Source organism: Chromobacterium phragmitis (genome assembly GCF_003325475.1).
Taxonomy (GTDB): Bacteria; Pseudomonadota; Gammaproteobacteria; order Burkholderiales; family Chromobacteriaceae; genus Chromobacterium; species Chromobacterium phragmitis.
This window is the reverse complement of the sequence record NZ_CP029495.1, coordinates 444,031-465,542: the sequence shown is the minus strand read 5'-3', so window position 1 is coordinate 465,542 and position 21,512 is coordinate 444,031. Positions and strand designations below refer to the sequence as shown.

Here is a 21,512-nt window from a genome sequence, read left to right as displayed (position 1 = left end):
GAGCGGTTTTTTTTGTGTCGCGGCCGCTGCGGGGACTCCCGTGTTGCAGACTGACGGCACAGCATGGCAATCTGCGATGTTTTCCATTTTTTATCTTGCAAATCTGTGGCTTAGGGCATACATACTAAAAATGTTTCCGGCATTGTTTCAGTGTTTTTACCTAGCGAGTAATGAATATGGAACTCGGCTCCGTCGCCACCTTCAATCTTTACTCCGATCTGTACGCGCGTTTCCGTCCGGCTTACCCGGAAGCGCTGTATGACTGGCTGTTGCCGTTGTGTCCCGGCAACCAGCGCGCGTGGGACTGCGCGACCGGCAGCGGGCAGACGGCGGTCAGGCTGGGACAGAACTTCTCGCGCGTCGACGCCACCGACATCAGTTCCACCCAGTTGTCCGCGGCGGAGCCGCATACACAGGTGTATTACCGCGAATGCCCGGCCGAAGTGACCCCGTTCGACGACGACTGCTTTGACCTGATCTGCGTGTCGCAGGCGCTGCACTGGTTCCATCTGCCGTCGTTCTGGCCGGAAATGGAGCGGGTGCTGAAGCCAGGCGGCATTTTCGCCGCCTGGGGCTATCACCATTGCGTGGTGTCGCCGGAAATCGACCGCGCCTGCAGCGTGCTGTGGTCCATCATCGAGCCGTTCTGGTCCAGCCGCTGCCAGCTGTTGTGGGACGATTTCCGCGGCAGCGGCTGTCCGTTGCCGCTGTTGAAGGCGCCCAGCTTCACCATCAGCAACGATTGGGCGCTGGATCATTTCCTGGGCTTTCTCAACACCACGTCGGCCAGCAAGCTGTGCAAGCAGGCGCTGGGGGAGAGCATTCTGGACGACGCCTGTCAGCGCATCACCCGCGCCTGGGGGCCGAGAGGCCAGACCCGGCGGGTGGATCTGCCGCTGCACCTGATGGTGGCGCGCAAGGATGGCGCGGCTGGCCTGATCGGCTGAGCGAGTTCAATGGACGCAAAAAAGCGCCCGATCGCGGGCGCTTTTTCGTTTGCGGCAGGGGATCAATGGCGGCGGTCGTATTCCGCCTGCAGGTCGGACAGCAGAATGTTGAGCGCGTCCGACGAGCGCACCAGCTCCAGCAGCGACACCGCCAGCGAAGCGATCATGCACAGCAGGCTGGCGCCGAAGGTCACTTCCCCGGTGGCCTGCCAGCCGGTATAGATCTGGAACATGGCCACCGTGCACAGGAATAGGCTGGCGATGCCCATGAACTGCATCCACTTGATCAGCGTGATGCGGGTGCGCAGGTTGCCGATCTGGCGCAGGATTTTCTGGTCCTGGCTGTCGCGGTATTCCTCGTACAGGTTGCGGATGATGCCGGCCAGCCCCAGGAAACGGTTGGTGTAGGCCAAGAGCAGCAGCGAGACGGCGGGAAACAGCAGGGCCGGAGTGGCCAAGTTCAGGGCGGAATGCATCAGGAGTTCTCGTCTATCCATACGTCGGTGCCGTTGGGCACGGCATCGAACAGTTCAATCACATCGCGGTTTTTCATGCGGACGCAGCCCAGCGAGCTGGGACGGCCCCATGGTACATGATCTCCGGCGCCGTGGATGTAGATGGCGCGATCATAGCTGTCCACGTTGCCGCCCTGGTTCAGGCCGGGCTCCTGTCCGCATAGCCACAGGATGCGGGTGAGGATCCAGTCCTTGTTCGGATACTGGGCGTGCAGCTCGGGCGTGTATTTCCACGGCGTCACCTTGCGCCGGAAAATAATGGTGTTTTCCTCGGCGCCGTCGCCCAATTTTTCGCAGACGCTGTGCCAGCCGCGCGGGGTCTGGTAGCTGCCGCTCGTTTCGCCCACGCCGTTTTTGGCGGTGGAGACCACGTATTCCTTCTGTATCAGGCCCCATCCGTCCAACAGGCGAAGCGTTTGCGATTTGACGCTTACCCAGACCCAGGGCGCGCCGTAATGGCGGGTGTTGGGATGGGTGGCGCGCAGCGGGCCATCGGTTTGCGCCTGCAGGATCAGCGCCGCGTCGTCGATGCCGGCTCCGAAGGACTGGCCGGCCAGGCAGGCGAGCAGAATGGCGATGAGCCGGCGCATGTCAGGCCTCCCCGGCCGATTGCCGCCGTTGGCGGAAGAAGGCGGATAGCTGTTCGGCGCAGGCTTCCGCCTCCACGCCGCCGAATACCGCCGCGTGGTGGTTGAGCCGCGGATCGGCGAACAGGTCGATGGTGCTCCCGGCCGCTCCGGTCTTGGCGTCGGCGGCGCCGTAGATCACGCGGGAGACGCGCGCGTGCAGGATGGCGCCGCTGCACATCGGGCAGGGCTCCAGCGTCACGTAGAGGTCGCAGCCGTCGAGCCGGTAGTTGCCCAGGCGCGCGGCGGCGTCGCGCAGCGCCTGCATTTCGGCGTGGGCGGACGGGTCGTGGCGGCCTATCGGCTGATTGTAGCCGCGGCCGATGATCTCTCCGTCCTTCACCACCAGCGCGCCCACCGGCACTTCGCCCTCGGCTGCGGCCTGCGCCGCCAGCTCCCGCGCCAGCTGCATGTGGCGGCGGCAATCGCGAGCATCCGGCGGCAGGGCCACCGGCGGATGGGCGGATAGCAGGCGCAGCAGCTCGGCTTTGTCGTCATCCCGCAGTTGCTGCCAGTGTATGCCGCGGGCAGCGGCCTCCAGCGCGAACAACAGTCGTCGGGTGGCGGTGTGGCCGGCGGCTTTCAATTGCAGAAAGACGGTGACCGCGCCGCGGTCGCGCAACTGCTGGCGGGTATGAATATTCAGCTGGGCCAGCCAGGATATGGCCGTCGGCGGCAGCGGTGGGGAAGAAAGCGTCACGGAGAGTCGGCGTGAAAAACGGTTGCGGCGATGCTGTCATTATCGCGCGTTTCCCGCGCGGGGCAAAACGAATGGACTCTTGCGCCGGTCTGGCATGCGGAAATCCCGTTTTAACATGAAGATTGCCTTATTTGGCATAAAGAATTGCGGATTCGTGACGATATGGTAAGAAAATAGCAGAAAGAATAGCCATGCCCGTGATTCCGTCTTCGCCATCCGGCATCAACCTGTGGAGGCAGAGCCCGACGCCGGCCGCCGCCGCCAAAGGGGGCGGCGCGACGCCCTCAGACCTCCAAGAAAACAATGCCCAAAATCCTCTTCAGGCCAAGCTGCCGGATCCGTTAAGCGCGCTGCAGAAGTCGTTGAATCAGGGGCTGCAGGCCTATATGCAGAAGTTGCGGGTGGATCTGAGCCGCCCGACTCAGAAGCAAAGCAGCGAGGCGAACGCCATGCAGAAGGCTCTCCTGAAGCAAAGGGTGGAGGCTTTGCGTCAGCAAATGATGATGGTGCACGACAAGGCCAGTCTGCGCGCGCTGGCGTCGGAATTGGCCAGGCTGGCCCGGTCTTTGAAAGAGCTGGTGGCCAGCATGACGGAGAGCGCGGTGGATCAGCAGATGGCGGTCCGCGCCGGGGAGGGCCAGGCTGCGGGCGAATCGCCTGCTGGCGGAGAGGGGGCTGAGCCGGCCGCAGGCGCTGCGGATGAGCAGGCGGCTGGCGATTCCGCTGTCGATGCCGGCGGCACGGGCGCGGGAGCAGCGGCTGACGCCGCGCTCGCCGCGGCCAAGCCGGAAGAGCCTACTCGGTCTGGCGAGGACAGGGAACGGCAGGATGCGGCTGGCGCGGCGGGCGTCCCTGCTTCGGCAGACGCCAAGCAGGAGGCGGCCGGCGAAGCGGCAAAAAATCAGGATGTCCCGCAGGCGCAGGCGGTGGATTCCAGAGCCGCGCTGCGCAGCATGCTGATGAAGGGCAATCCTGTGGCTTCCGATCCGGATATCCAGGAAATGAAGCAGGTCTTGAACATGGTGAAAGCGTTCGTCAAACAGATGGCCCAACAGCTGAAGAGCCAGGACGAGCACAAGGAGAGGGGGCTGCGCGAGGACATCCAGAAAGCGGAAAAGTCGCTGGAGGATGTCGACAAGATACTCAAGGGTGGGCCTGAGGCCCTGGCTGCGATGGGCGAGCAGATGGCGGTCGATGTCAGCGCGCCGGCAGAGAGCGGAGAGACGGCGAGCGCCTGATGGCGTGGAGAGCCGCTTGCCGTCGCCTGGGCGTCAGCGGCTGAGCGCGCGGCGCAGCAGACGCCAGACGGCCCACAGTCTGGCGCCGTCTTTCAGCCAGCGGCCCAGCTTGCCGTCCGGTACGAATCTACTCAGCGCCTCCAGCGCGGCGGCCAGGCCGGGCGAGCGCCAGACGGAGAAACCATCACCGGCCCACTGCAACGGCAGCAGCAGCCGCTGTTTTTCCAGCCGCAATTTGACGCGCAGGGCTTCGCCCTTCATCACTAGCAGCTGTTTCTTCAGTTCCCTGTCCTGCGGGCTCATGCGCGTTCCCCACCTGGACCCAGAGCGGCCCAATCCTTGCGGGTTTCTTCCAGCGTGGCGGAAAACGGCGGCGCCTGTCGGCGCAAGCGTCGCCGCAGCGCCAGCAGCAGGCTAAGTCCGCCGCCGCACAGCAACAGCGCCAAGCCGGCCATGACGGCGATGCGCCATGGTGCCGGCGTCAGCGCCCACAGCGCCAGCACCGCGGCGATCAGGCCGCAGCCCAGCAGCACCATGCCCAGCATGCCTTGCAGCAAATTGCCGACAATCTCGTCTTTCAGCTCTTGCGCTTCCAGCGCGGCGAGTTCGGCACGGGTCAGCAGCAGCGACGCCAAGCCGCCCGCGAACGAACGAAGGGTGCCGGGGCGGGGGGCTTGAGCGGGATCGGACATCGAGCTTAGCGGCGGGATACCAGCATGCCCAGCAGGAAGCCCACGCCGGCGGCGATGCCGATGGATTTCCACGGGTTGTCGTGCACGTATTGGTCGGTGGCCTTGGCGGCTTCCTTGGCCTTGCCCACTACGGCCACTTCGGCGTCGCGCAGCTTGGCTTTGGCGGTGCCCAGCTTGTCGGACAGGCGTTTGCGCAGCTCCTTGCTGTGCTGGCTGCCGTCGTCGACGGCGGTGTTGATCAACTCTTCGGTGCTGTTCAGCACCTGGCGCACGTCATCCAGCAATTGTTCTTTTTCCTTGGCGCTAGCGGCAGTGGACATGACAACCTCCTGGCGAATGTTGAAAAGAAGCGGCTCATGACGCGGCGCAGCACGCCGGCCGAGTCAAGCCCAAGCTAACAGGCCGCGGCGGCAGAGTCAAACCTCCGCGCCGGCGGCCTATCCATGTTGGTAGAGCGCCTCGTCCAGCGAAGGTTCCTGCGCGCGGCGGGCGACGCCGGCGCAGAGCAGCCCCGCCAGCGCCAGCAGCGCGCAGTACAGCACGCAAATCCATGGACTCCACGGCATGGCCGCGATCAGCAGCAGCGGCGTGACGCTGGCCCAGGCCGAGTAGGCGATGTTGTAGGTGAACGAGATGCCCGACACGCGCACGTCTGCGGGAAACATGCCCACCATGATGGACGGCACTACGCCGACGATGCCGCAGCACAGACCGGCGAAGGCGTAGGCGAGGCCGGTCCAGCCCCAGTTGCCGATCAGGTCCGCGTACAGCGCGGCGATGCCTATCGGCAGCAGCAGACAATACAGCAGCAGGCTGCGGCGTTGCCCGATTCGGTCGCAGACGTGGCCGGCGATCACGCAGCCGATATTGAGAAACACGATGCCGACGCTGCTGAGCGCGAAGGCGTGGTCCGCGTGCAGGCCGAACCGTTGCTGCAGCAGTGTGGGCGTCACCACCACCAGCACCACCACCGCCGAGGTGAGGACGCAGGTCAGCGCCGCGGCCGGCAGCAGCGCGCCCTTATGGCGGCGGAGCACGTTGGCCAGCGGGTAGGACGCGCGCTCGGTCTGGCGCTCGCGCATCGCCAGGAATACCGGCGTTTCGCTCAGCCAGCGACGCAGCCATACGCCCAGGAGGCCGAAGGGGCCGCCCAGCAGGAAGGGAATGCGCCAGGCGTAGTCCAGCATTTCCTGCGGCGTGAACACGCGGGCGAGAAAGGTGGCGGTCAGCGCGCCCAGCAGATAGCCGAAGGTCAGACCGGCCTGAAGCACGCCCAGCGCGTAGCCGCGGCGGCCGGGTGGCGCGTGTTCGGCGACAAAGGACCAGGCGCTGGGCACTTCTCCGCCAACCGCCGCGCCCTGCAGGATGCGCAGCGACAGCAAAACCAGCGGGGCGAGGATGCCGATGTCGGCATAGGTGGGCATCAGGCCTATCAATAGACAGGGGCCGGCCATCATCAGAATGGTGAGGCTGAACACGCGCTTGCGGCCCAGCCGGTCGGCGAAATGCGCCATCAGGATGCCGCCCAGCGGCCGCGCCAGGTAGCCTGTGGCGAAGATGCCGAAGGTTTGCAGCAGCCGCAGCCATTCAGGCATGTCCGGCGGGAAGAACAACTTGCTCAGCGTGGTGGCGAAGAAGGCGAAGATGATGAAATCGTAGATTTCCAGCGCGCCGCCCAGCGCGGCCAGGCCCAGCGTCTTGTAATCGGTGCGGGTGAGCGGGGTGGATCGGGAGTCAGTCATGGTCAATCACGGTGCTTGGGATGCCGATCTGGCGGCATCGCTATGGTAAAGAGCGAGTCCGTTTAGGGGGCGGCTCGCTCGCGCATGGTCGCCAGTTTAGCGCGGGATGGCCATACTGCGGTAATAATCATATTCCTATCGCATTGTTTTTCGGGAGGCGTGGCTGTTGGCATAGACCTAAGTGCCCGCCTGGCGGCGTTCTTGACGACATCAGCCAAGCATGAAAGAGCGAATGGCGCGTCAGTTCCCATCTCAATAGGTCTTGGAAGAGGGCGGGTACCCTGTGGCGGCCTAATGCCGAGACAGAAAAAAGCCCGCGGCGACGCGGGCTTGAGGATTTTATGTGCTGGGAGATGCCAGCCTAACGTGGAATCACTCCCACTCGATCGTCGCCGGCGGTTTGCCGGATACGTCGTAAACCACGCGGTTGATGCCGCGGACTTCGTTGATGATGCGGTTGGACGCGCGGCCCAGCAGGCTGTAGGGCAGCTCCGCCCAGTGGGCGGTCATAAAGTCGCTGGTCACCACGGCGCGCAATGCGACGACGTAGTCGTAAGTGCGGCCGTCGCCCATCACGCCGACGGACTTCACCGGCAGGAACACGGCGAAGGCCTGGCTGGTCAGTTCGTACCAGTTCTTGCCGGTCTTCTCGTCGACGGTGTTGCGCAGCTCTTCGATGAAGATGGCGTCGGCCTGGCGCAGCAGGTCGGCGTATTCCTTCTTCACTTCGCCCAGGATGCGCACGCCCAGGCCCGGGCCCGGGAACGGATGGCGATAGACCATGTCGTGCGGCAGGCCCAGGGCTACGCCCAGCTGGCGGACTTCGTCCTTGAACAGCTCGCGCAGCGGCTCCAGCAGTTTCAGGTTCATGTCTTCCGGCAGGCCGCCCACATTGTGGTGGCTCTTGATGGTGTGCGCCTTCTTGGTCTTGGCGCCGGCCGATTCGATCACGTCCGGGTAGATGGTGCCCTGGGCCAGCCACTTGGCGTTGGTCAGCTTGCCGGACTCGCGGTCGAAGACTTCGATGAATTCGGCGCCGATGATCTTGCGCTTCTTCTCTGGGTCGGACTCGCCGGCCAGCTTGGCCATGAAGTCGGCTTCGGCCTGCACATGGACCACCTTGACGCCCAGGTTCTGGGCGAACATTTCCATCACCATCTTGCCTTCGTTCAGGCGCAGCAGGCCGTGGTCGACGAAGACGCAGGTGAGTTGGTCGCCGATGGCGCGATGGATCAGCGCGGCGGCCACCGAGGAGTCCACGCCGCCGGACAGGCCGAGGATCACTTCTTCGTCGCCGACTTGCTCGCGGATCTTCTTCACCGCTTCATCGATGTAGTTGGGCATGGTCCAGCTGGGTTTGCAGCCGGCCACGTGCAGCACGAAGCGGTGGATGATTTCAGTGCCGCGCTTTGTGTGGGTCACTTCCGGGTGGAACTGCACGCCGTAGAAGCCGCGGGCTTCGTCGGCCATCGCTGCGTACGGGCAGGATGGGGTTTCGGCGATCACTTGGAAGCCGGCCGGCAGCGCGGTCACTTTGTCGCCGTGGCTCATCCAGACGTCGAGATAGCCGTTGCCGGCGTCGTCGATCTGGTCCTGCAGACCTTCCAGCAGCTTGGAGTGGTGGCGGGCCTTGATCTGGGCGTAGCCGAACTCGCGCTTGTCGCCGCTTTCCACCTTGCCGCCCAGGGTCTGGGCCATGAACTGCATGCCGTAGCAGATGCCCAGCACCGGCACGCCCAGCTCGAACAGTTTGGGATCGGCCTGGTAGTCGGACTCGTACACCGAATTGGGGCCGCCGGACAGAATGATAGCCTTGGGCGCGAAGGCCTGGATCTCTTCGATGGGCATGTCGAAAGAATGAAGCTCACAGTAAACGTGAGCTTCGCGTACGCGGCGGGCGATCAGCTGGGTGACCTGGGAGCCGAAGTCGAGAATGAGGATCTTGTCCATGCCTATCCTTGAAAAGTAATGCAGGCCGTTAAGGCCATTATCGTCAATGCTGAAAATTATTTTGCGGTTTCGCCGCGCTCAGTCTTCGTCGGGCGGTAGCCGGCGGCGAGGTTCTGAGCGCTCCGGCACGCGGTCGCTGCGCGCGGCCAGCAGCAGGGCGCCCATCAATACCATGCCCAGCGCCACGAAGTGGGTGGCGCGCAGGCCGAGCTGGTCTATCGCGTAGACGCTGGCTCCGGAGTAGGCCAGCATCGGGCTGGTCACCAGCGTGGATTTGTTGAAGCCGTCCAGCGCGAATAGCAACACGCCCGCCGCGAACAGCAGCAGGGCGAGCAGGGTGGAGGTGTTGGGCAGCAGGGCGGTGCTTTTCAGCAGCCAGACGCTGCCGACGCAGATCAGGGCGATGGGCAGGGAGGCGCCGCGCTTCATGCCGCGCCCCGTTGGTTCTTCATCACGCGCTGCTTCTCGCGCTGCCATTCGCGGTCTTTCTCGGTGTCGCGCTTATCGTGCAGCTTCTTGCCCTTGGCCAGGCCCACTTCGGCCTTGACGTTGCCTTTGGCGTAATGCAGATCCAGCGCCATCATGGTGTAGCCGGCGCGTTCCACCTTGCCGATGAAGCGATTGATTTGCTCTTGCGACATCAGCAGTTTGCGCGGGCGAACAGGGTCTGGCTTGACGTGGGTGGAGGCGGACTGCAGCGGAGTGATGTGGCAGCCTATCAGCCAGAAGGCGCCGTTTTTCCAATCGACGTAGCTTTCCTTCAGCTGCACGCGGCCGGCGCGGATGGCCTTGACTTCCCACCCTTCCAGCACAAGCCCGGCCTCGAGTTTTTCCTCGATGAAGTAGTCGTGGAAAGCCTTGCGGTTCTGGATGATGCTCATGTGACGGTGAGTTCCTTTGAATCCGACATTGTATCAGAAGCGGCCGCGCAACCAAAGTCGTGTCTTTTCAGTGGCTTGATGTTGAACGATCCGCGCCGTTTCGGGCCGGCGGGCGGCGACAAGCGGTTTTTGTTAGAATTAGGGCTTGATTGTCAGTTCCGGGATCCCGGCCGGGCCGGGTTTTTGCCGATGCAGCTTGTCGAAAAAAGCGTCCTGGTGGCGCATACCCCGGCGCAGATGTACGCGCTGGTGGACGATATCGAAAACTACAGCCGTTTCCTGCCCTGGTGCGGCAAGACCGAGGTGCTGTCGCGCGATGGCGGCCAGGTGGTGGCCAGCCTGCATATCGATTACCTGAAGGTGCGCCAGCAGTTCACCACCCGCAACCATAACGTGGAGAACGAATCCATCCGCATGGAGCTGGTGGAGGGGCCGTTCGAGCAACTGGAAGGCGTATGGAGCTTCAAGCCGCTGGGCGATTTTGGCTGCAAGATTGAGTTCAGCCTGCGCTACCAGTTTTCCAGCCGCATTCTGGAAAAGCTGATCGGGCCGGTGTTCGGCCATATCTCGGGCTCCTTGGTGGATGCCTTCATCAAGGAAGCGGATAGGAAGTATGGCGATGACTGAGCGGCTGAATGTGGAAGTGGCCTATGCCCGGCCAGACCGGCAGTGGCTGGTGGCGTTGAACTTGCCTGAGGGCGCGACCGTCCAGGGCGCGGCGCTGGCTTCGGGCATTTTGGAGGCGTGTCCGGAGCTGGATCGCTCGGCGCTGAAGCTGGGGGTGTTCGGCAAGGCGGCGAAGCCGGACGCGCCGTTGCGCGAGGGCGATAGGGTCGAGATTTACCGTCCGCTGCTGGCGGACCCGAAAGAAGTGCGCCGCCAGCGCGCGGAGGCGGGCAAGAGAATGAAGAAGGGCGGCTGATCCGCTTGTTGCATGGTGAAAAAGGGATGGCTTTCGCCATCCCTTTTTGCGCGGGGAGAGCAGGGCCTGGCGTCAGCTTGGCATGTCCTCGGCCGAACAGACGCGGTTCTTGCCGTTGATCTTGGCCTGGTACATCGCGTGGTCGGCCCGCTCCAGCACGTCGGACTCTTGTTCGCCCAGATGCCAGCGGGCGATGCCGGCGCTGAAGGTGATCAGCAGCTTGTCGTTGTTGGCCAGAAAGAAGGTCTTGGTGAGTTCGCGCTGCAGCCGCTGCACGGTCTGCACCGCTTCGGTTTCCGGCGTGTCCGGCATCAGGATCACGAACTCCTCGCCGCCGAAGCGGGCGACGATGTCGGCAGGGCGCAGGCTGTGCTTGATGGTGTCGACCAGATATTTCAGCGCGTCGTCGCCGGCCAGGTGGCCGTAGCGGTCGTTCAGCTGTTTGAAGTTGTCCACGTCCAAGAGCGCGACGGACAGTGGCGCGGCGGTGCGCTCGGCGCGGCCGATCTCGCGCTGGAAATACTCGGCCAGGCCGCGGCGGTTGTAGGCGCCGGTCAACTGGTCTTCCTTGACCTTGGCGCTGGCGGCCTCCAGCGCGTTTTCCAGCTCATGGATGCGGCGTTCGGCGGCTTCCACTTGCTCTTTGGCTGAGACCAGCTCGTCGCGGGAGCGCGTCAGGTCCAGTTGCATGATGGAGGTGTCCTCCATCAACGCGCCGATGATGCCGCCCAATTCGTCCACGGCGGGCATCTGCTTCAGCTTCTCGCTGTGGGCCTGGATTTTGCCGTGGAATTCGTCGGTGCTGTCGGTCATCATCGCCAACCGGCTGACGAAGCGGTCCAGCAGCGCGCGCAGGGAGCTGGCGGCTTCGTCCAGCGAGCTCTTCAGCATGCCTTGCTTGCGGATGACTTCCTTGAGGCTGGTTTCCAGCTGATAAATCTGCTGCATGGACAGCGGTTCGTGCGACAGAATCTCCTGCAGCGAGCTGACCTGGCCCAGCAGGTAGTCGTCTGAGCGGTTGAGCTCGGCAACGTTGTCCAGCATCAGCTTCAACAGATTGGCGAGGCCGGTGGCCAGCCGCCCTTCCTGTTGCGATTGCAGCTCCAGCTTGATCATGAAGGCCCGGAGTTTGGGCATGAACACATTCAGGCTGGCATCGTCATTGATGCCTTCCAGCTCCTGCAGCATCGCTTCCAGGCCATCTACCAGGTCCGGATAGTCCAGCAGGCGAGGTTCGAGCCCGTGCTTGAGGGCGAAGGCGAGGGTTTTTTGCCAGGCTTGCCAGTTGCCTGCGGCTTCATCGTCGGCGGCTTCGAGCGCGGGCAGGGGATCTGGCGGGGGGAGGTCGCGGCTGGATGGCGAGGCGTTCCAGTTTTGCAGCAGGGCGACCAGCTTCTGGTTCAGTTCGTCGGGCTGGTTGCCGAAATTGATCAGCACGCGTTCCAGCGTGCTTTGCTTGTGGTGAAGGGGCAGATCGGGCTGGCGCATGTCCCAGCTCTTGATCAGGTTCTGGATCAGCTGGCCCCAGCTTTGCGTCAGTTGCTGAGCGGAGAAGATTGAGCGCAGAAAGTCGATGACCAGCTGCGGGGCTTGCTCCCAGCGGTTTTCATCCAATACCTGACGCAGGCGGGTCAGCGTGACCTTGGCCTGGGGATTGTCCTGGGGCAGCGTTTCCAGCGCTCTTAGCAGCAGCACCGCCAATTTGTTGTCGCGCCCCAGTGGGGTTTGCGTCAACTCATGGTAGACCCGCTCGAAGTTTTCCGGTGTCGGAAGCAGCTTGCGCATGGAAAGCTGCTTCAGGGTTTCTCTTGCCACTTCGATGGGGTTTTGTGTCGTCATTGCCCAAACCTTGGTGCTTTTAAGGCGGCCTGCCATCATCGGTTGTCAGTGGGTGAGTGTACGTTATCGCGGACTCGGTCGGGAGGGATTTTTGCTGGGGTCCAGCAGTTGGAAAAATACCTCGCCGTTGCGAATCATGCCAAGTTCATTTCGAGCTCTTTCCTCGATTGCGTCACTGCCTTGCTTCAGATCGCGCACTTCCGCATCCAGGGCGGCGTTGCGGGCAACCAGCTGTTGGGTGGTCGCCCGCTGTTCCTGCAGCTGCTTGTCCAGCTGCCAGACCCTGAGCCAACTGCCCTTGCCGAACCAGAGCGGCCATTGCAAGGCAAGAATCAAGGATACCAGGGTCACGGTCAGCCAGCGCATGCAATCACTTCAGGTGGTAAAACGCTGCACGGCCCGGATAGTAGGCGGCGTCGCCCAGTTCTTCCTCGATGCGCAGCAATTGGTTGTATTTGGCCATGCGGTCTGAGCGCGACAGCGAGCCGGTTTTGATCTGCATGCAGTTGGTGGCGACTGCCAGATCGGCGATGGTGCTGTCTTCGGTCTCGCCGGAGCGGTGGCTCATAACGCAGGTATAGCGGGAACGCTTGGCCAGATCAACTGCTTTCAGGGTTTCCGACAGCGTGCCGATCTGGTTCACTTTCACCAGCAGCGAATTGGCCACGCCCTTGGCGATGCCTTCGGCCAGGATTTTCGGGTTGGTGACGAACACGTCGTCGCCGACGATCTGGACTTTCTGGCCCAGGCGATCGGTCAGCAGGCTCCAGCCCGCCCAGTCTTGCTCGGCCATGCCGTCTTCGATCGAGATGATCGGGTACTTGTTGACCAGATTTTCCAGGTAGTCGGCGAACTCTTCCGAGGACAGCGACAGTTTTTCCGCGGTCAGGTGGTACTTGCCGTCGCGGAAGAACTCGGAGGCGGCGCAGTCCAGCGCGATCATCACGTCCTGGCCGGCCACGTAGCCTGCGGCGTCCACGGCTTCCAGGATCAGTTTGATCGCGTCTTCATGGCTTTCCAGGTTCGGGGCGAAGCCGCCTTCGTCGCCGACGGTGGTGGCGTATCCCTTCTTGTCGCAGATCTTCTTCAGGTTATGGAAGATTTCGGCGCCCATGCGCAACGCTTCGCGGAAAGTTTGCGCGCCCACGGGGATGATCATGAATTCCTGGATGTCCAGGGTGTTGTTGGCGTGTTCGCCGCCGTTGATGACGTTCATCATCGGCACTGGCAGCGCCATCGGGCCGGCGCCGCCCAGGTAGCGGTACAGCGACAGGCCGGAATCTTCGGCGGCGGCGCGGGCTACGGCCATGGAGACGGCCAGCATGGCGTTGGCGCCCAGGCGGGATTTGGTCTCGGTTCCGTCCAGTTCGATCAGGGTCTTGTCTATGAAGGTTTGATCGGAAGCGTCCAGGCCGATGATGGCTTCGCAGATTTCGGTGTTGATGTTGTCAACGGCTTTCAGCACGCCCTTGCCCAGGTAGCGGCTCTTGTCGCCGTCGCGCAACTCCAGGGCTTCGCGAGTGCCAGTGGAGGCACCGGACGGCACGGCCGCGCGGCCCATGATGCCGGACTCAAGCAATACATCCGCTTCCACGGTCGGATTGCCGCGGGAGTCCAGAATTTCGCGAGCTACCACGTCAATGATCGAACTCATTGTCTTTCCCTTCATAGCTTTTTGGTTGAACTTGCAGAGGCGGTCCGCCTGGCGGGCCAGGCGGACTGTACCGGCTGTTTATGACAGCAAGTGCTCAGCTTGGGATTGTGCTGTACACGCTCGTCCGGCGCATTGAGCGTGGTCAGCTATTTCCGATCAGCTCGCCATCTTGTCGGCTTGGTATGCCAGCGCGGCCTTCACGTAGGCGATGAACAGCGGATGGCCGTCACGCGGGGTGGAGGTGAATTCCGGGTGGAACTGGCAGGCGAAGAACCAGCGGTGATTTGCCAGCTCGATGGTTTCCACCAGTTTCTCGTGTCCAGAGGAACGTCCGCTGATGGTCAGACCGGCCTGCTCCAGGCGCTGGATGTAGTAGTTGTTGACTTCGTAGCGATGGCGATGACGCTCGGTGATTTCGGTATTGCCGTACACGCGAGCCGCCAGCGAGCCGTCAACGAGATCGCATTGCTGGCCGCCCAGGCGCATGGTGCCGCCCATGTTGGAGTTCTCGTCGCGCTTCTCGATCTTGCCGTCGTGGTTCACCCATTCGTCGATCAAGGCCACCACCGGGAAGTTGGTGTCCAGGTCGAACTCGGTGGAGTTGGCGCCGGCCATGCCGGCCACGTCGCGCGCGTATTCGATCAGCGCGATCTGCATGCCCAGGCAGATGCCCAGATAGGGGATGTTGTTCTCGCGGGCGAACTTCACTGCCTTGATCTTGCCCTCCACGCCGCGCTTGCCGAAGCCGCCGGGCACCAGAATGGCGTCCATGCCGCGCAGCGACTCGGCGCCGTCGCGTTCGATTTCTTCAGAGTCGACGTAGATGATGTCGACCTTGGTGCGGGTGTGAATGCCTGCGTGCTTCAGCGCCTCGGTCAGCGACTTGTAGGATTCGGTCAGGTCGACGTATTTGCCCACCATCGCGATCTTGATCGCGTGGTCGGGTTTTTCGATCGCGTCGATGATGCCGTTCCAGGCGGACAGATCGGCTTTGGGCAGGTCCAACTGCAACTGCTCGGCGATGATGTCGTCGATGCCCTGGGCGTGCAGCATGCCCGGAACCTTGTAGATGGAGTCGGAATCGTAACAGCCGATCACCGCGTTCTCTTCCACGTTGCAGAACAGGGCGATCTTGCGCTTCTCGTCTTCCGGCAGCTCGCGGTCCATGCGGCACAGCAGGATATCCGGCTGGATGCCGATCTCGCGCAGTTCCTTCACCGAGTGCTGGGTCGGCTTGGTCTTGATCTCGCCGGCGGTGGCGATGTAGGGCACGTAGGAAAGGTGCACATACAGCGTGTTCTTGCGGCCGTGGTTGGAGCGCATCTGGCGGATGGCTTCCAGAAAAGGCAGCGATTCGATGTCGCCGACGGTGCCGCCGATTTCTACGATGGCGACGTCGGCGTCAGCCGCACCTTCGCCCATCTTCAGCTTGATTTCGTCGGTGATGTGCGGAATCACCTGGACGGTACCGCCCAGATAATCGCCGCGGCGTTCCTTGGTGATGACCGATTCGTACACCTGGCCCGTGGTGAAGTTGTTGCTCTTCTTCATCTTGGCGTGGATGAAGCGCTCGTAGTGGCCGAGGTCAAGGTCGGTTTCCGCGCCGTCTTCGGTGACGAACACCTCGCCGTGCTGGAAGGGGCTCATGGTGCCCGGGTCGACATTGATGTAAGGGTCGAGCTTCAGCATGGTGACTTTCAGCCCGCGGGATTCGAGGATGGCGGCGATGGACGCTGCAGCAATGCCCTTGCCCAGGGAGGACACCACGCCACCGGTTACGAAGATGTACTTGGTCATGAGATTACGGCTCTGTGGGAATCCGGGATTTTACCCTGAAATCGAACGAAGTTGAATCACTTGCTGCATCTAGTTTCGGCCCATGGGCGACTCGGAATGCAACACTCACTATAGACGGCCGGCGATAAAGCTCGCGCAGCTGTGGCGAATCCGTTACAATGCCCGCCGACTGTTTCATTACGAGAGCGCGCCCGTCTTGCGTCGGGTGCGCGTTCCGCTTGAATTACTGGCTTTTTCTATGTTATAAAGCCAGCTTTTACCGGTTTTGGGAGTTTAACCATGGCGCGTGTTTGCAAAGTCACCGGCAAGCGTCCGATGACCGGGAACAACGTTTCCCACGCCAATAACAAGACTAAACGTCGTTTCCTGCCGAACCTGCAATACCGCAAGTTCTGGGTGGAAAGCGAAAACCGCTGGGTGCGTCTGCGCGTATCCAACGCCGCACTGCGCACCATCGACAAGGTGGGCATTGATGTTGTGCTGGCGGATCTGCGCGCTCGCGGCGAGATCTAAGCGGTCTAACTAGATAACGCACAGAGGTATACATCATGCGCGATAAGATCAAGCTGGAATCCAGCGCTGGCACCGGCCACTTCTACACCACCACCAAGAACAAGCGCACCATGCCGGAAAAGATGGAGATCAAGAAATTTGATCCCGTTGCCCGCAAGCATGTTCTGTACAAGGAAACCAAGCTGAAATAAGCTGGTTTCCCCGGTTGGCAAAGAGCCCTTCTCTGGTGCACGGAGAAGGGTTTTTTATTAGCCTCGCGGCGAGTTTCGAAGAGGCGTGCGCATGAAAAAGGCCAGTCTGAGGACTGGCCTTTTTCTTTTGGCGGCGGAGTTAGCCGCCTGCCTGGCGGTAGATTTCACGCGCCAGCAGCAGATCCTGCCAGGCCTTGGCCTTGTCCGGCTGGTTACGCAGCAGATAGGCGGGATGGTAGCTGACCACCAGCGGCACGCCCTGGTAGCGGTGCGCTTTGCCGCGCAGTTTGCTTATGGAGTCTTCCGTTTCCAGCAGCGTTTGGGCGGCGAAGCGGCCCAGGGCGATGATCAGGACCGGTTGGACGTGGCGAATCTGCTGCAGCAAATAGCCGTTGCAGGCGGCGATTTCATCCGGCGCCGGATTGCGGTTGCCGGGCGGACGGCATTTGAGCACGTTGGCGATATAGACATCCTGGTCCCGCTCCAGACCTGCCGCGGCCAGCATATTGTCCAGCAGTTGGCCGGCGCGGCCGACGAAGGGCAGGCCTTGCTTGTCCTCGTTTTCGCCTGGCGCCTCGCCTATCAGCATCCAGCGCGCCTGGGGGTTGCCGCGCCCGAATACTGTCTGGGTTCTGGTTTCGCACAGGCGGCAGTCCTGGCAGCTGGCCACTTTGCGTTGCAGCAGGGGCCAGTCTGCCGGGGCGATTTCTGCGGGAACCTCGGCACCCGGCGGCTCGGCTTTGGGCCCGCGTTCGACGACGGGCGGGATGACGGCCAGTTCCGTAGTCTGCGGCGCCTCTGGCGGCGCAGCCAGTTTTGGATCGTGGGCGGGGAGGGATCCGGATGGGGGGGCGGCCATGATCATGTCGGGCAGCTCGCTTTGCGCGGCGCCTGTTCGCAGCGTCTGGCGCAGCAATTGCGCCGGATGCTGCTCGAACCATCCGGCGCGGGGCTGCCAGGCAGGCCCCAGGCCCATTTCCTGTTGCTGCAGGCTGGCGCGGCTCATAGCGATGCCTCCATCAGAATCGCGTGTTCGCGGCCTCCGTTGACTGGATAGTAGTTCTTGCGCAGTCCGCACTGGCGGAAACCGCAACGCTGATAGAGTTTGCGCGCCGGGACATTGCTTTCACGAACCTCTAGGAACAGGCGTCGGCAGCAATCGTCGTGCAGGTGCTGCAGCATCGATTGCATCAGCTGGCAACCCAAGCCTTGGCCTTGATGCGGCTTGGCGATTACGATATTGAGAATTTCGGCTTCATCCAGCACGCGCATGATCAGCGCGAATCCCATTAGCGAACCATCGTCTCCGAACAGGCCGTAGCAGGGGTAGCCGGCAGCCAGGCTATCCCGGTACTGGCCTACGCGCCAGGGGTGGGCGGTGGCGAGTTGCTCCAGGTCGGCCAGTTGCTGCGGGTCGGTAGGCTGGAAGAGGCGGACGTTGCTCATCGCTTGCGCGCCTGTGCTTGCTCAGAAGAAGTCAGCGCGACCTTGTCGCGCACGTAAAGCAGTTCGGCCTCGCGCGGATGGCGCATGGGGTAGCGGCCGCTTTTCGCCAGTTGGAGATAGGCTGCGGCGTGAGGGCGTGGATGCGGGGACTGCGGCAGTTCGCCCCGGATATCGGCCAGCAGCGATGGATAGCTGTGGAAGCCGTCGCCGGCGAGCATCGTGGTGCCGGCGGGCAGGGCGACATCCTCGGGCGACGCGACCAAGATCGGGCTCAGCCGCTCCCAGTTGGCGCCGGTGCGGTATAGCGCGCTGTAGACTTGCTGCATTCGCGCATCAAAACAGACCAACACCTGTCCCTCGCCGGCTTGATGAGCCAGATTGTCCAGCGTCGGGATGGCGATGACGGGCAAATCAGCGGAGTAGGCGAGGCCTTGCGCGATGCCGCAGGCGATGCGCAAGCCGGTGAATGAGCCGGGGCCCTGGCCGAATACGATGCCGTCCAGCGCGTTCAGCCCGATGCCTGCATCCGCCAGCAAGCGAGAAACTTCGGGCAGCGTGCGCTCGGCATGTTTCTGCTCCACGCATTCGTGGAAGACGAGCATATCTTCGCCATGGCTCAGGGCCAGAGACAGATAGGTGGTGGAGGTATCCAGGGCTAACAGTTTCATTGGGCTTGATGCAACCTTGCAAGGCTGGGAATTATAAGCCCAGTTCCTCCACCCAGGCGAGCGCGGAGATGTGGGCCTGGTTCAGTTGCTCGCTGGATAGGCCCAGTTGATCGCATAATTGAGGCACGCCGTCCAGGGCGCCGTCTTCGCAGGCGCGGGCCAGCTTCAGGTAAAGGCTGACCGCGCCGCGGTCATGCAGAAGAGCGTCAGTAACCTGATTGGACAGCTGCAGGTGTTCGATGATCTTTTCCATCGGCATGTCGAACAGCACGTCAAGCAGGCTGAACAGGCCGACGATGAACAAATTGTCATTGACGTCATGGCGCTCGCCAAGCTCCACTCCCAGCAACTCCATGAAACGGCCGCGGGTAACTGCGGTCTTTTGCAATGCGGGCGGCGCGTTATTGTCGTCGGAGGCGGTGACCAGCAACAGCGTCAGCCAGCGATAGAGTTTCTGGTAGCCGAGAACGGTGACCGCGTGCGAGAACGAACTGATGGTGGTGTTGAGTCCGGCAGCGGCGGAGTTGACGTAGCGGAGCAGCTTGTAAGACAGCGCGACATCGCGTTTGAGAACCTGCTCAATGTCGCGGATGTCGGCATCCATGCGCAGCAGGTTGAGCAGTTCAAGCGTGTTGCTGAATGCGGGATGGATCACCTTGGCCGCCAGGGTTTCCGGCCGGGCGAAGTAATAACCCTGGAAGCCGTCCATGCCCAGTTCCTTGCACAGATGAAACTGGGCATGGGTTTCCACTCGCTCCGCGATGCGGATCAGCGGATAGCTGCGCAAGCGCGCGGCCAGCATCTGGAAACGCGTGGTGTCCTGATTCTGTATGTCCAGCTTGACGTAGTTGGCTAGTTCGAGGAAGGCTGCGGAGGGGGCTTCGAAGCTGAAGTCGTCCAGCGCGATGCCGAAACCCATCGAGCGCAGGTGGCGGGCACGCGAGAGCAGCTCGTTGCTGGGCACGATGCGGGGCGACAGATCGAGAATGATGCGGCGAGGCGGAAGCAGCTCCAGAAAGTCGCTGTTGAGCATGGTCTCGCCGACATTGATGAAGGCCAGCTTGTTGCCGATCAGCCAGTTGGTGCCCATGTTGTTGAGCGTGTTGACCAACACGTCGGTGTCGGCCTGCAACTCGGTGTGCTTGCCGACGCCGGACGCGTCCCCGCTGGGACGAAAAAGCAGCTCATAGCCTATGAGCTGCTGGTTGCGGTTCAATACCGGCTGCCTTCCGATGAAGGCGGTGTTGATGGTCATCATCGCACCTTGCGTTTAGGTGGCAATCATATCCGTGGTCCGAGTCTGGATATTGTTGCTTTCGCTGGAGGCGAGCAGGTCTTCCATGTCTAGCACCAGCACGACGGAGCCATCGCCGGACAGCGTGGCGCCGGCGACGCCTTTCGGGCGGATGTTCTGCAACGGCTTGATCACTACGTCGTCCCGGCCGACGAATGAGTCGATTGCCAGAATGAAGGATTTTTCCGCGGACTGCATCAGCACGCCGAAATAGGGTTTTTGTGTAGGCTCCCAGCCCAGCAGACCAGCAAGCGTCTTCAGCGGCAGAATCTCGTCGCGCACCACGATGGTGGGCTTGCCGGATACTTCCTGAATGGCGCTGCCGTCTATGGTGATGATTTCGCGGACCATGGCCAGAGGCACGGCGAAAGGCTGATTGCAGGCGCGAACCACCAGCACCGGAAGGATAGCCAGCGTCAGCGGCAGCGAGATGCTGATGCGGGTGCCTTCGCCCGGTACCGAGCTGATGTCGATGCGACCATTCAACTTCTGGATATTGGTCCGCACCACGTCCATGCCGACGCCGCGGCCGGATACGCTGGATATCTGATCCTTGGTGGAGAAGCCGGGCAGGAAGATCAGCTGCAGGCATTGCTTCTCATCCAGAGAGTTGGCCGTTTCCTGATCGATCAACCCCTTCTCGATGGCTTTGCGGCGCAGAGCGTCGGGGTTCATGCCCTTGCCGTCGTCCGTGATCTCGATCAGGATGTGGTCGCCCACCTGCTCGGCCGTCAACTGCACCAGCGCCTGCGGTTTCTTGCCCGACGCGATGCGGTCTTCCGGGGATTCGATGCCGTGATCCACCGCGTTGCGAACCAAGTGGACCAGCGGATCGTTCAAGTCCTCGATCATGGTCTTGTCGAGTTCGGTTTCCTCGCCGGACAGCACCAGCTCCACTTCCTTGCCTAACTGACGAGCCAAGTCGCGAGCCAGGCGGGGATACTTCTGGAACAGGCGGCCGATTGGCTGCATGCGGGTTTTCATCACCGCGTTCTGCAGGTCGCCGACCAGCAGGTCAAGCTGGCTGATGGCCTCGTCCAGAGAACGCAGCGTGTTGCCGTCTCGATTGCCTTGCAAAATCTCGGTGCGCAGCGTGGTCAGGCGGTTTTTGGTCAGTCCGATTTCACCGGACAGGTTCAGCACCATGTCCAGACGTACGGTATCGATGCGAATGGTGTTTTCCTGCGGGCCGCTGGCCACGGGGCCGCCGCCGCCGGACGGTTTGGCCGGCGCCGGTTTGGGCGCGGGGGGCTTGGGGGCGGCGACGGGTGCCGGCGGCTGGGCCGGAGCGGCCTGAGGAGCTGGAGTGGGGGCCGCTGGAGTCGGCGCGGCAGCCGCAGTGTTGGGCGTGACGGCCTGATATAGCTGGTTCCAGTCCGGACCATTGCCCGAGGCCGCCGCGGGAGCGGGCTCCGTTGCTGCCGCGGTCGGCTGGGCGGCAACCGGTTCTGTGTGGGGATGGCTTTCCGCAGCGACGGGCTCTCCCGCCAGCGCGGCATCCAGCGCTGACAGCACGCGCGCGTCGGCGTCGCCAGGCATTAGGCCTTGGCCCAAGGTGCCGAACATGTCCCTCACGATGCCGGTTGCGTCCAGAATGACGTCCATGACTTCGGGGGTTATGTGCATCTCGCCGTTGCGCAGCTTGTCGAACAGGTTCTCCGTGCGGTGGCACAGATTGACCATGGGAATGACGTTGAGGAAGCCCGCGCCGCCCTTGATGGTATGGAATCCGCGGAAGATGTCATTGAGCAAGGCCTTGTCTTCCGGACGCTTTTCCAGTTCGACCAGTTTGTTGTCCACATCGGACAAGAGGTCGGTGGACTCCATCAGAAAGTCCTGTAGCAACTCTTCCATGCCGCCAAATTCGCTCATTTTTCCACCCCACGCGTTCTGCGTT

At 62.4% G+C, this 21,512-nt stretch carries 25 protein-coding genes; 6 read left to right on the top strand and 19 right to left on the bottom strand.

The window, feature by feature from the left end; translation table 11 throughout:
- Window positions 1-176: 176 nt before the first annotated feature.
- On the top strand, window positions 177-947 hold the full coding sequence (locus tag DK842_RS02315; protein WP_168194804.1) for a class I SAM-dependent methyltransferase: 771 nt from the start codon (window positions 177-179) through the stop codon (window positions 945-947).
- A gap of 62 nt (window positions 948-1,009) precedes the next feature.
- Here DK842_RS02315 and DK842_RS02310 read toward each other — a convergent pair whose 3' ends face one another.
- Genes DK842_RS02310 through tadA form a run of 3 tightly spaced genes read right to left on the bottom strand, consistent with a single transcriptional unit; the run spans window position 1,010 to window position 2,788 of the window.
- Complete coding sequence (locus DK842_RS02310) at window positions 1,010-1,423, bottom strand: DUF2721 domain-containing protein (RefSeq protein ID WP_114059912.1); 414 nt, start codon at window positions 1,421-1,423, stop codon at window positions 1,010-1,012.
- Entirely contained in the window at window positions 1,423-2,052 is a 630-nt protein-coding gene (locus tag DK842_RS02305) for a L,D-transpeptidase (protein WP_114059911.1), read from the bottom strand. Before DK842_RS02305 ends, DK842_RS02310 begins: the two co-directional genes overlap by 1 nt.
- 1 nt (window position 2,053) lies before the next feature.
- Complete coding sequence (gene tadA / locus DK842_RS02300) at window positions 2,054-2,788, bottom strand: tRNA adenosine(34) deaminase TadA (RefSeq protein ID WP_114059910.1); 735 nt, start codon at window positions 2,786-2,788, stop codon at window positions 2,054-2,056.
- A 191-nt stretch (window positions 2,789-2,979) separates the two neighbouring features.
- Here tadA and DK842_RS02295 point away from each other — a divergent pair, with 191 nt between their 5' ends.
- Window positions 2,980-4,026 (top strand): hypothetical protein, encoded by a 1,047-nt coding sequence (locus tag DK842_RS02295; RefSeq protein WP_114059909.1) that lies wholly within the window; start codon window positions 2,980-2,982, stop codon window positions 4,024-4,026.
- Between the two features lie 33 nt (window positions 4,027-4,059).
- Here the strand turns inward: DK842_RS02295 and DK842_RS02290 are convergent, their stop codons facing one another.
- From DK842_RS02290 to smpB, 7 genes are all read right to left on the bottom strand, one after another.
- A complete protein-coding gene (locus DK842_RS02290; RefSeq protein WP_114059908.1) occupies window positions 4,060-4,329 on the bottom strand; it encodes a hypothetical protein in 270 nt (89 codons plus the stop codon).
- Complete coding sequence (locus DK842_RS02285; RefSeq protein ID WP_114059907.1) at window positions 4,326-4,718, bottom strand: phage holin family protein; 393 nt, start codon at window positions 4,716-4,718, stop codon at window positions 4,326-4,328. Before DK842_RS02285 ends, DK842_RS02290 begins: the two co-directional genes overlap by 4 nt.
- Before the next feature lie 5 nt (window positions 4,719-4,723).
- On the bottom strand, window positions 4,724-5,038 hold the full coding sequence (locus tag DK842_RS02280; protein WP_114059906.1) for a DUF883 family protein: 315 nt from the start codon (window positions 5,036-5,038) through the stop codon (window positions 4,724-4,726).
- Window positions 5,039-5,155: 117 nt separating this feature from the next.
- Window positions 5,156-6,460, bottom strand: coding sequence for an MFS transporter (locus tag DK842_RS02275; RefSeq protein WP_114059905.1), 1,305 nt, complete (start codon window positions 6,458-6,460; stop codon window positions 5,156-5,158).
- A gap of 372 nt (window positions 6,461-6,832) precedes the next feature.
- On the bottom strand, window positions 6,833-8,416 hold the full coding sequence (gene guaA, locus DK842_RS02270; protein ID WP_114059904.1) for a glutamine-hydrolyzing GMP synthase: 1,584 nt from the start codon (window positions 8,414-8,416) through the stop codon (window positions 6,833-6,835).
- Window positions 8,417-8,488: 72 nt separating this feature from the next.
- Window positions 8,489-8,839 (bottom strand): hypothetical protein, encoded by a 351-nt coding sequence (locus DK842_RS02265; RefSeq protein WP_114059903.1) that lies wholly within the window; start codon window positions 8,837-8,839, stop codon window positions 8,489-8,491.
- Window positions 8,836-9,291, bottom strand: coding sequence for an SsrA-binding protein SmpB (gene smpB, locus DK842_RS02260; protein WP_114059902.1), 456 nt, complete (start codon window positions 9,289-9,291; stop codon window positions 8,836-8,838). Before smpB ends, DK842_RS02265 begins: the two co-directional genes overlap by 4 nt.
- Window positions 9,292-9,480: 189 nt before the next feature.
- Here smpB and DK842_RS02255 point away from each other — a divergent pair, with 189 nt between their 5' ends.
- Complete coding sequence (locus DK842_RS02255; protein WP_114063574.1) at window positions 9,481-9,918, top strand: type II toxin-antitoxin system RatA family toxin; 438 nt, start codon at window positions 9,481-9,483, stop codon at window positions 9,916-9,918.
- Window positions 9,911-10,213, top strand: coding sequence for an RnfH family protein (locus DK842_RS02250; RefSeq protein ID WP_114059901.1), 303 nt, complete (start codon window positions 9,911-9,913; stop codon window positions 10,211-10,213). Before DK842_RS02255 ends, DK842_RS02250 begins: the two co-directional genes overlap by 8 nt.
- A gap of 72 nt (window positions 10,214-10,285) precedes the next feature.
- On the opposite strand, the gene DK842_RS02245 is transcribed toward DK842_RS02250, so the two are convergent.
- The 4 genes from DK842_RS02245 to DK842_RS02230 all read right to left on the bottom strand — a co-directional run bounded on the left by DK842_RS02245 (window position 10,286) and on the right by DK842_RS02230 (window position 15,503).
- On the bottom strand, window positions 10,286-12,052 hold the full coding sequence (locus tag DK842_RS02245) for a GGDEF domain-containing protein (protein WP_114059900.1): 1,767 nt from the start codon (window positions 12,050-12,052) through the stop codon (window positions 10,286-10,288).
- Between the two features lie 63 nt (window positions 12,053-12,115).
- Entirely contained in the window at window positions 12,116-12,418 is a 303-nt protein-coding gene (ftsB, locus tag DK842_RS02240) for a cell division protein FtsB (RefSeq protein ID WP_114059899.1), read from the bottom strand.
- 4 nt (window positions 12,419-12,422) lie between these two features.
- A complete protein-coding gene (gene eno / locus DK842_RS02235; RefSeq protein ID WP_114059898.1) occupies window positions 12,423-13,706 on the bottom strand; it encodes a phosphopyruvate hydratase in 1,284 nt (427 codons plus the stop codon).
- Between the two features lie 156 nt (window positions 13,707-13,862).
- Window positions 13,863-15,503, bottom strand: a complete 1,641-nt coding sequence (locus DK842_RS02230) for a CTP synthase (protein WP_114059897.1) — start codon at window positions 15,501-15,503, stop codon at window positions 13,863-13,865.
- A 279-nt stretch (window positions 15,504-15,782) separates the two neighbouring features.
- Between DK842_RS02230 and rpmB the strand changes: the two genes are divergently transcribed.
- A complete protein-coding gene (gene rpmB / locus DK842_RS02225; protein WP_011137003.1) occupies window positions 15,783-16,016 on the top strand; it encodes a 50S ribosomal protein L28 in 234 nt (77 codons plus the stop codon).
- Window positions 16,017-16,051: 35 nt separating this feature from the next.
- Entirely contained in the window at window positions 16,052-16,207 is a 156-nt protein-coding gene (rpmG, locus tag DK842_RS02220) for a 50S ribosomal protein L33 (RefSeq protein WP_011137002.1), read from the top strand.
- A gap of 139 nt (window positions 16,208-16,346) precedes the next feature.
- Here rpmG and DK842_RS02215 read toward each other — a convergent pair whose 3' ends face one another.
- The 5 genes from DK842_RS02215 to DK842_RS02195 are packed head-to-tail and all read right to left on the bottom strand — an operon-like array spanning window position 16,347 to window position 21,487.
- Entirely contained in the window at window positions 16,347-17,213 is an 867-nt protein-coding gene (locus DK842_RS02215; RefSeq protein WP_114059896.1) for a uracil-DNA glycosylase, read from the bottom strand.
- The gene (rimI, locus tag DK842_RS02210; protein ID WP_114059895.1) at window positions 17,210-17,653 is read right to left on the bottom strand and encodes a ribosomal protein S18-alanine N-acetyltransferase; all 444 of its coding nucleotides are present in this window, start codon (window positions 17,651-17,653) and stop codon (window positions 17,210-17,212) included. Before rimI ends, DK842_RS02215 begins: the two co-directional genes overlap by 4 nt.
- Entirely contained in the window at window positions 17,650-18,321 is a 672-nt protein-coding gene (gene tsaB / locus DK842_RS02205) for a tRNA (adenosine(37)-N6)-threonylcarbamoyltransferase complex dimerization subunit type 1 TsaB (protein ID WP_114059894.1), read from the bottom strand. The genes rimI and tsaB overlap by 4 nt, the downstream gene beginning before the upstream one ends.
- 31 nt (window positions 18,322-18,352) lie before the next feature.
- Window positions 18,353-19,576 (bottom strand): EAL and HDOD domain-containing protein, encoded by a 1,224-nt coding sequence (locus DK842_RS02200; RefSeq protein WP_114063573.1) that lies wholly within the window; start codon window positions 19,574-19,576, stop codon window positions 18,353-18,355.
- A gap of 15 nt (window positions 19,577-19,591) precedes the next feature.
- Window positions 19,592-21,487: a chemotaxis protein CheA gene (locus DK842_RS02195; protein ID WP_114059893.1), complete on the bottom strand. Its 1,896-nt coding sequence runs from the start codon at window positions 21,485-21,487 to the stop codon at window positions 19,592-19,594.
- Between the last annotated feature and the right edge of the window lie 25 nt (window positions 21,488-21,512).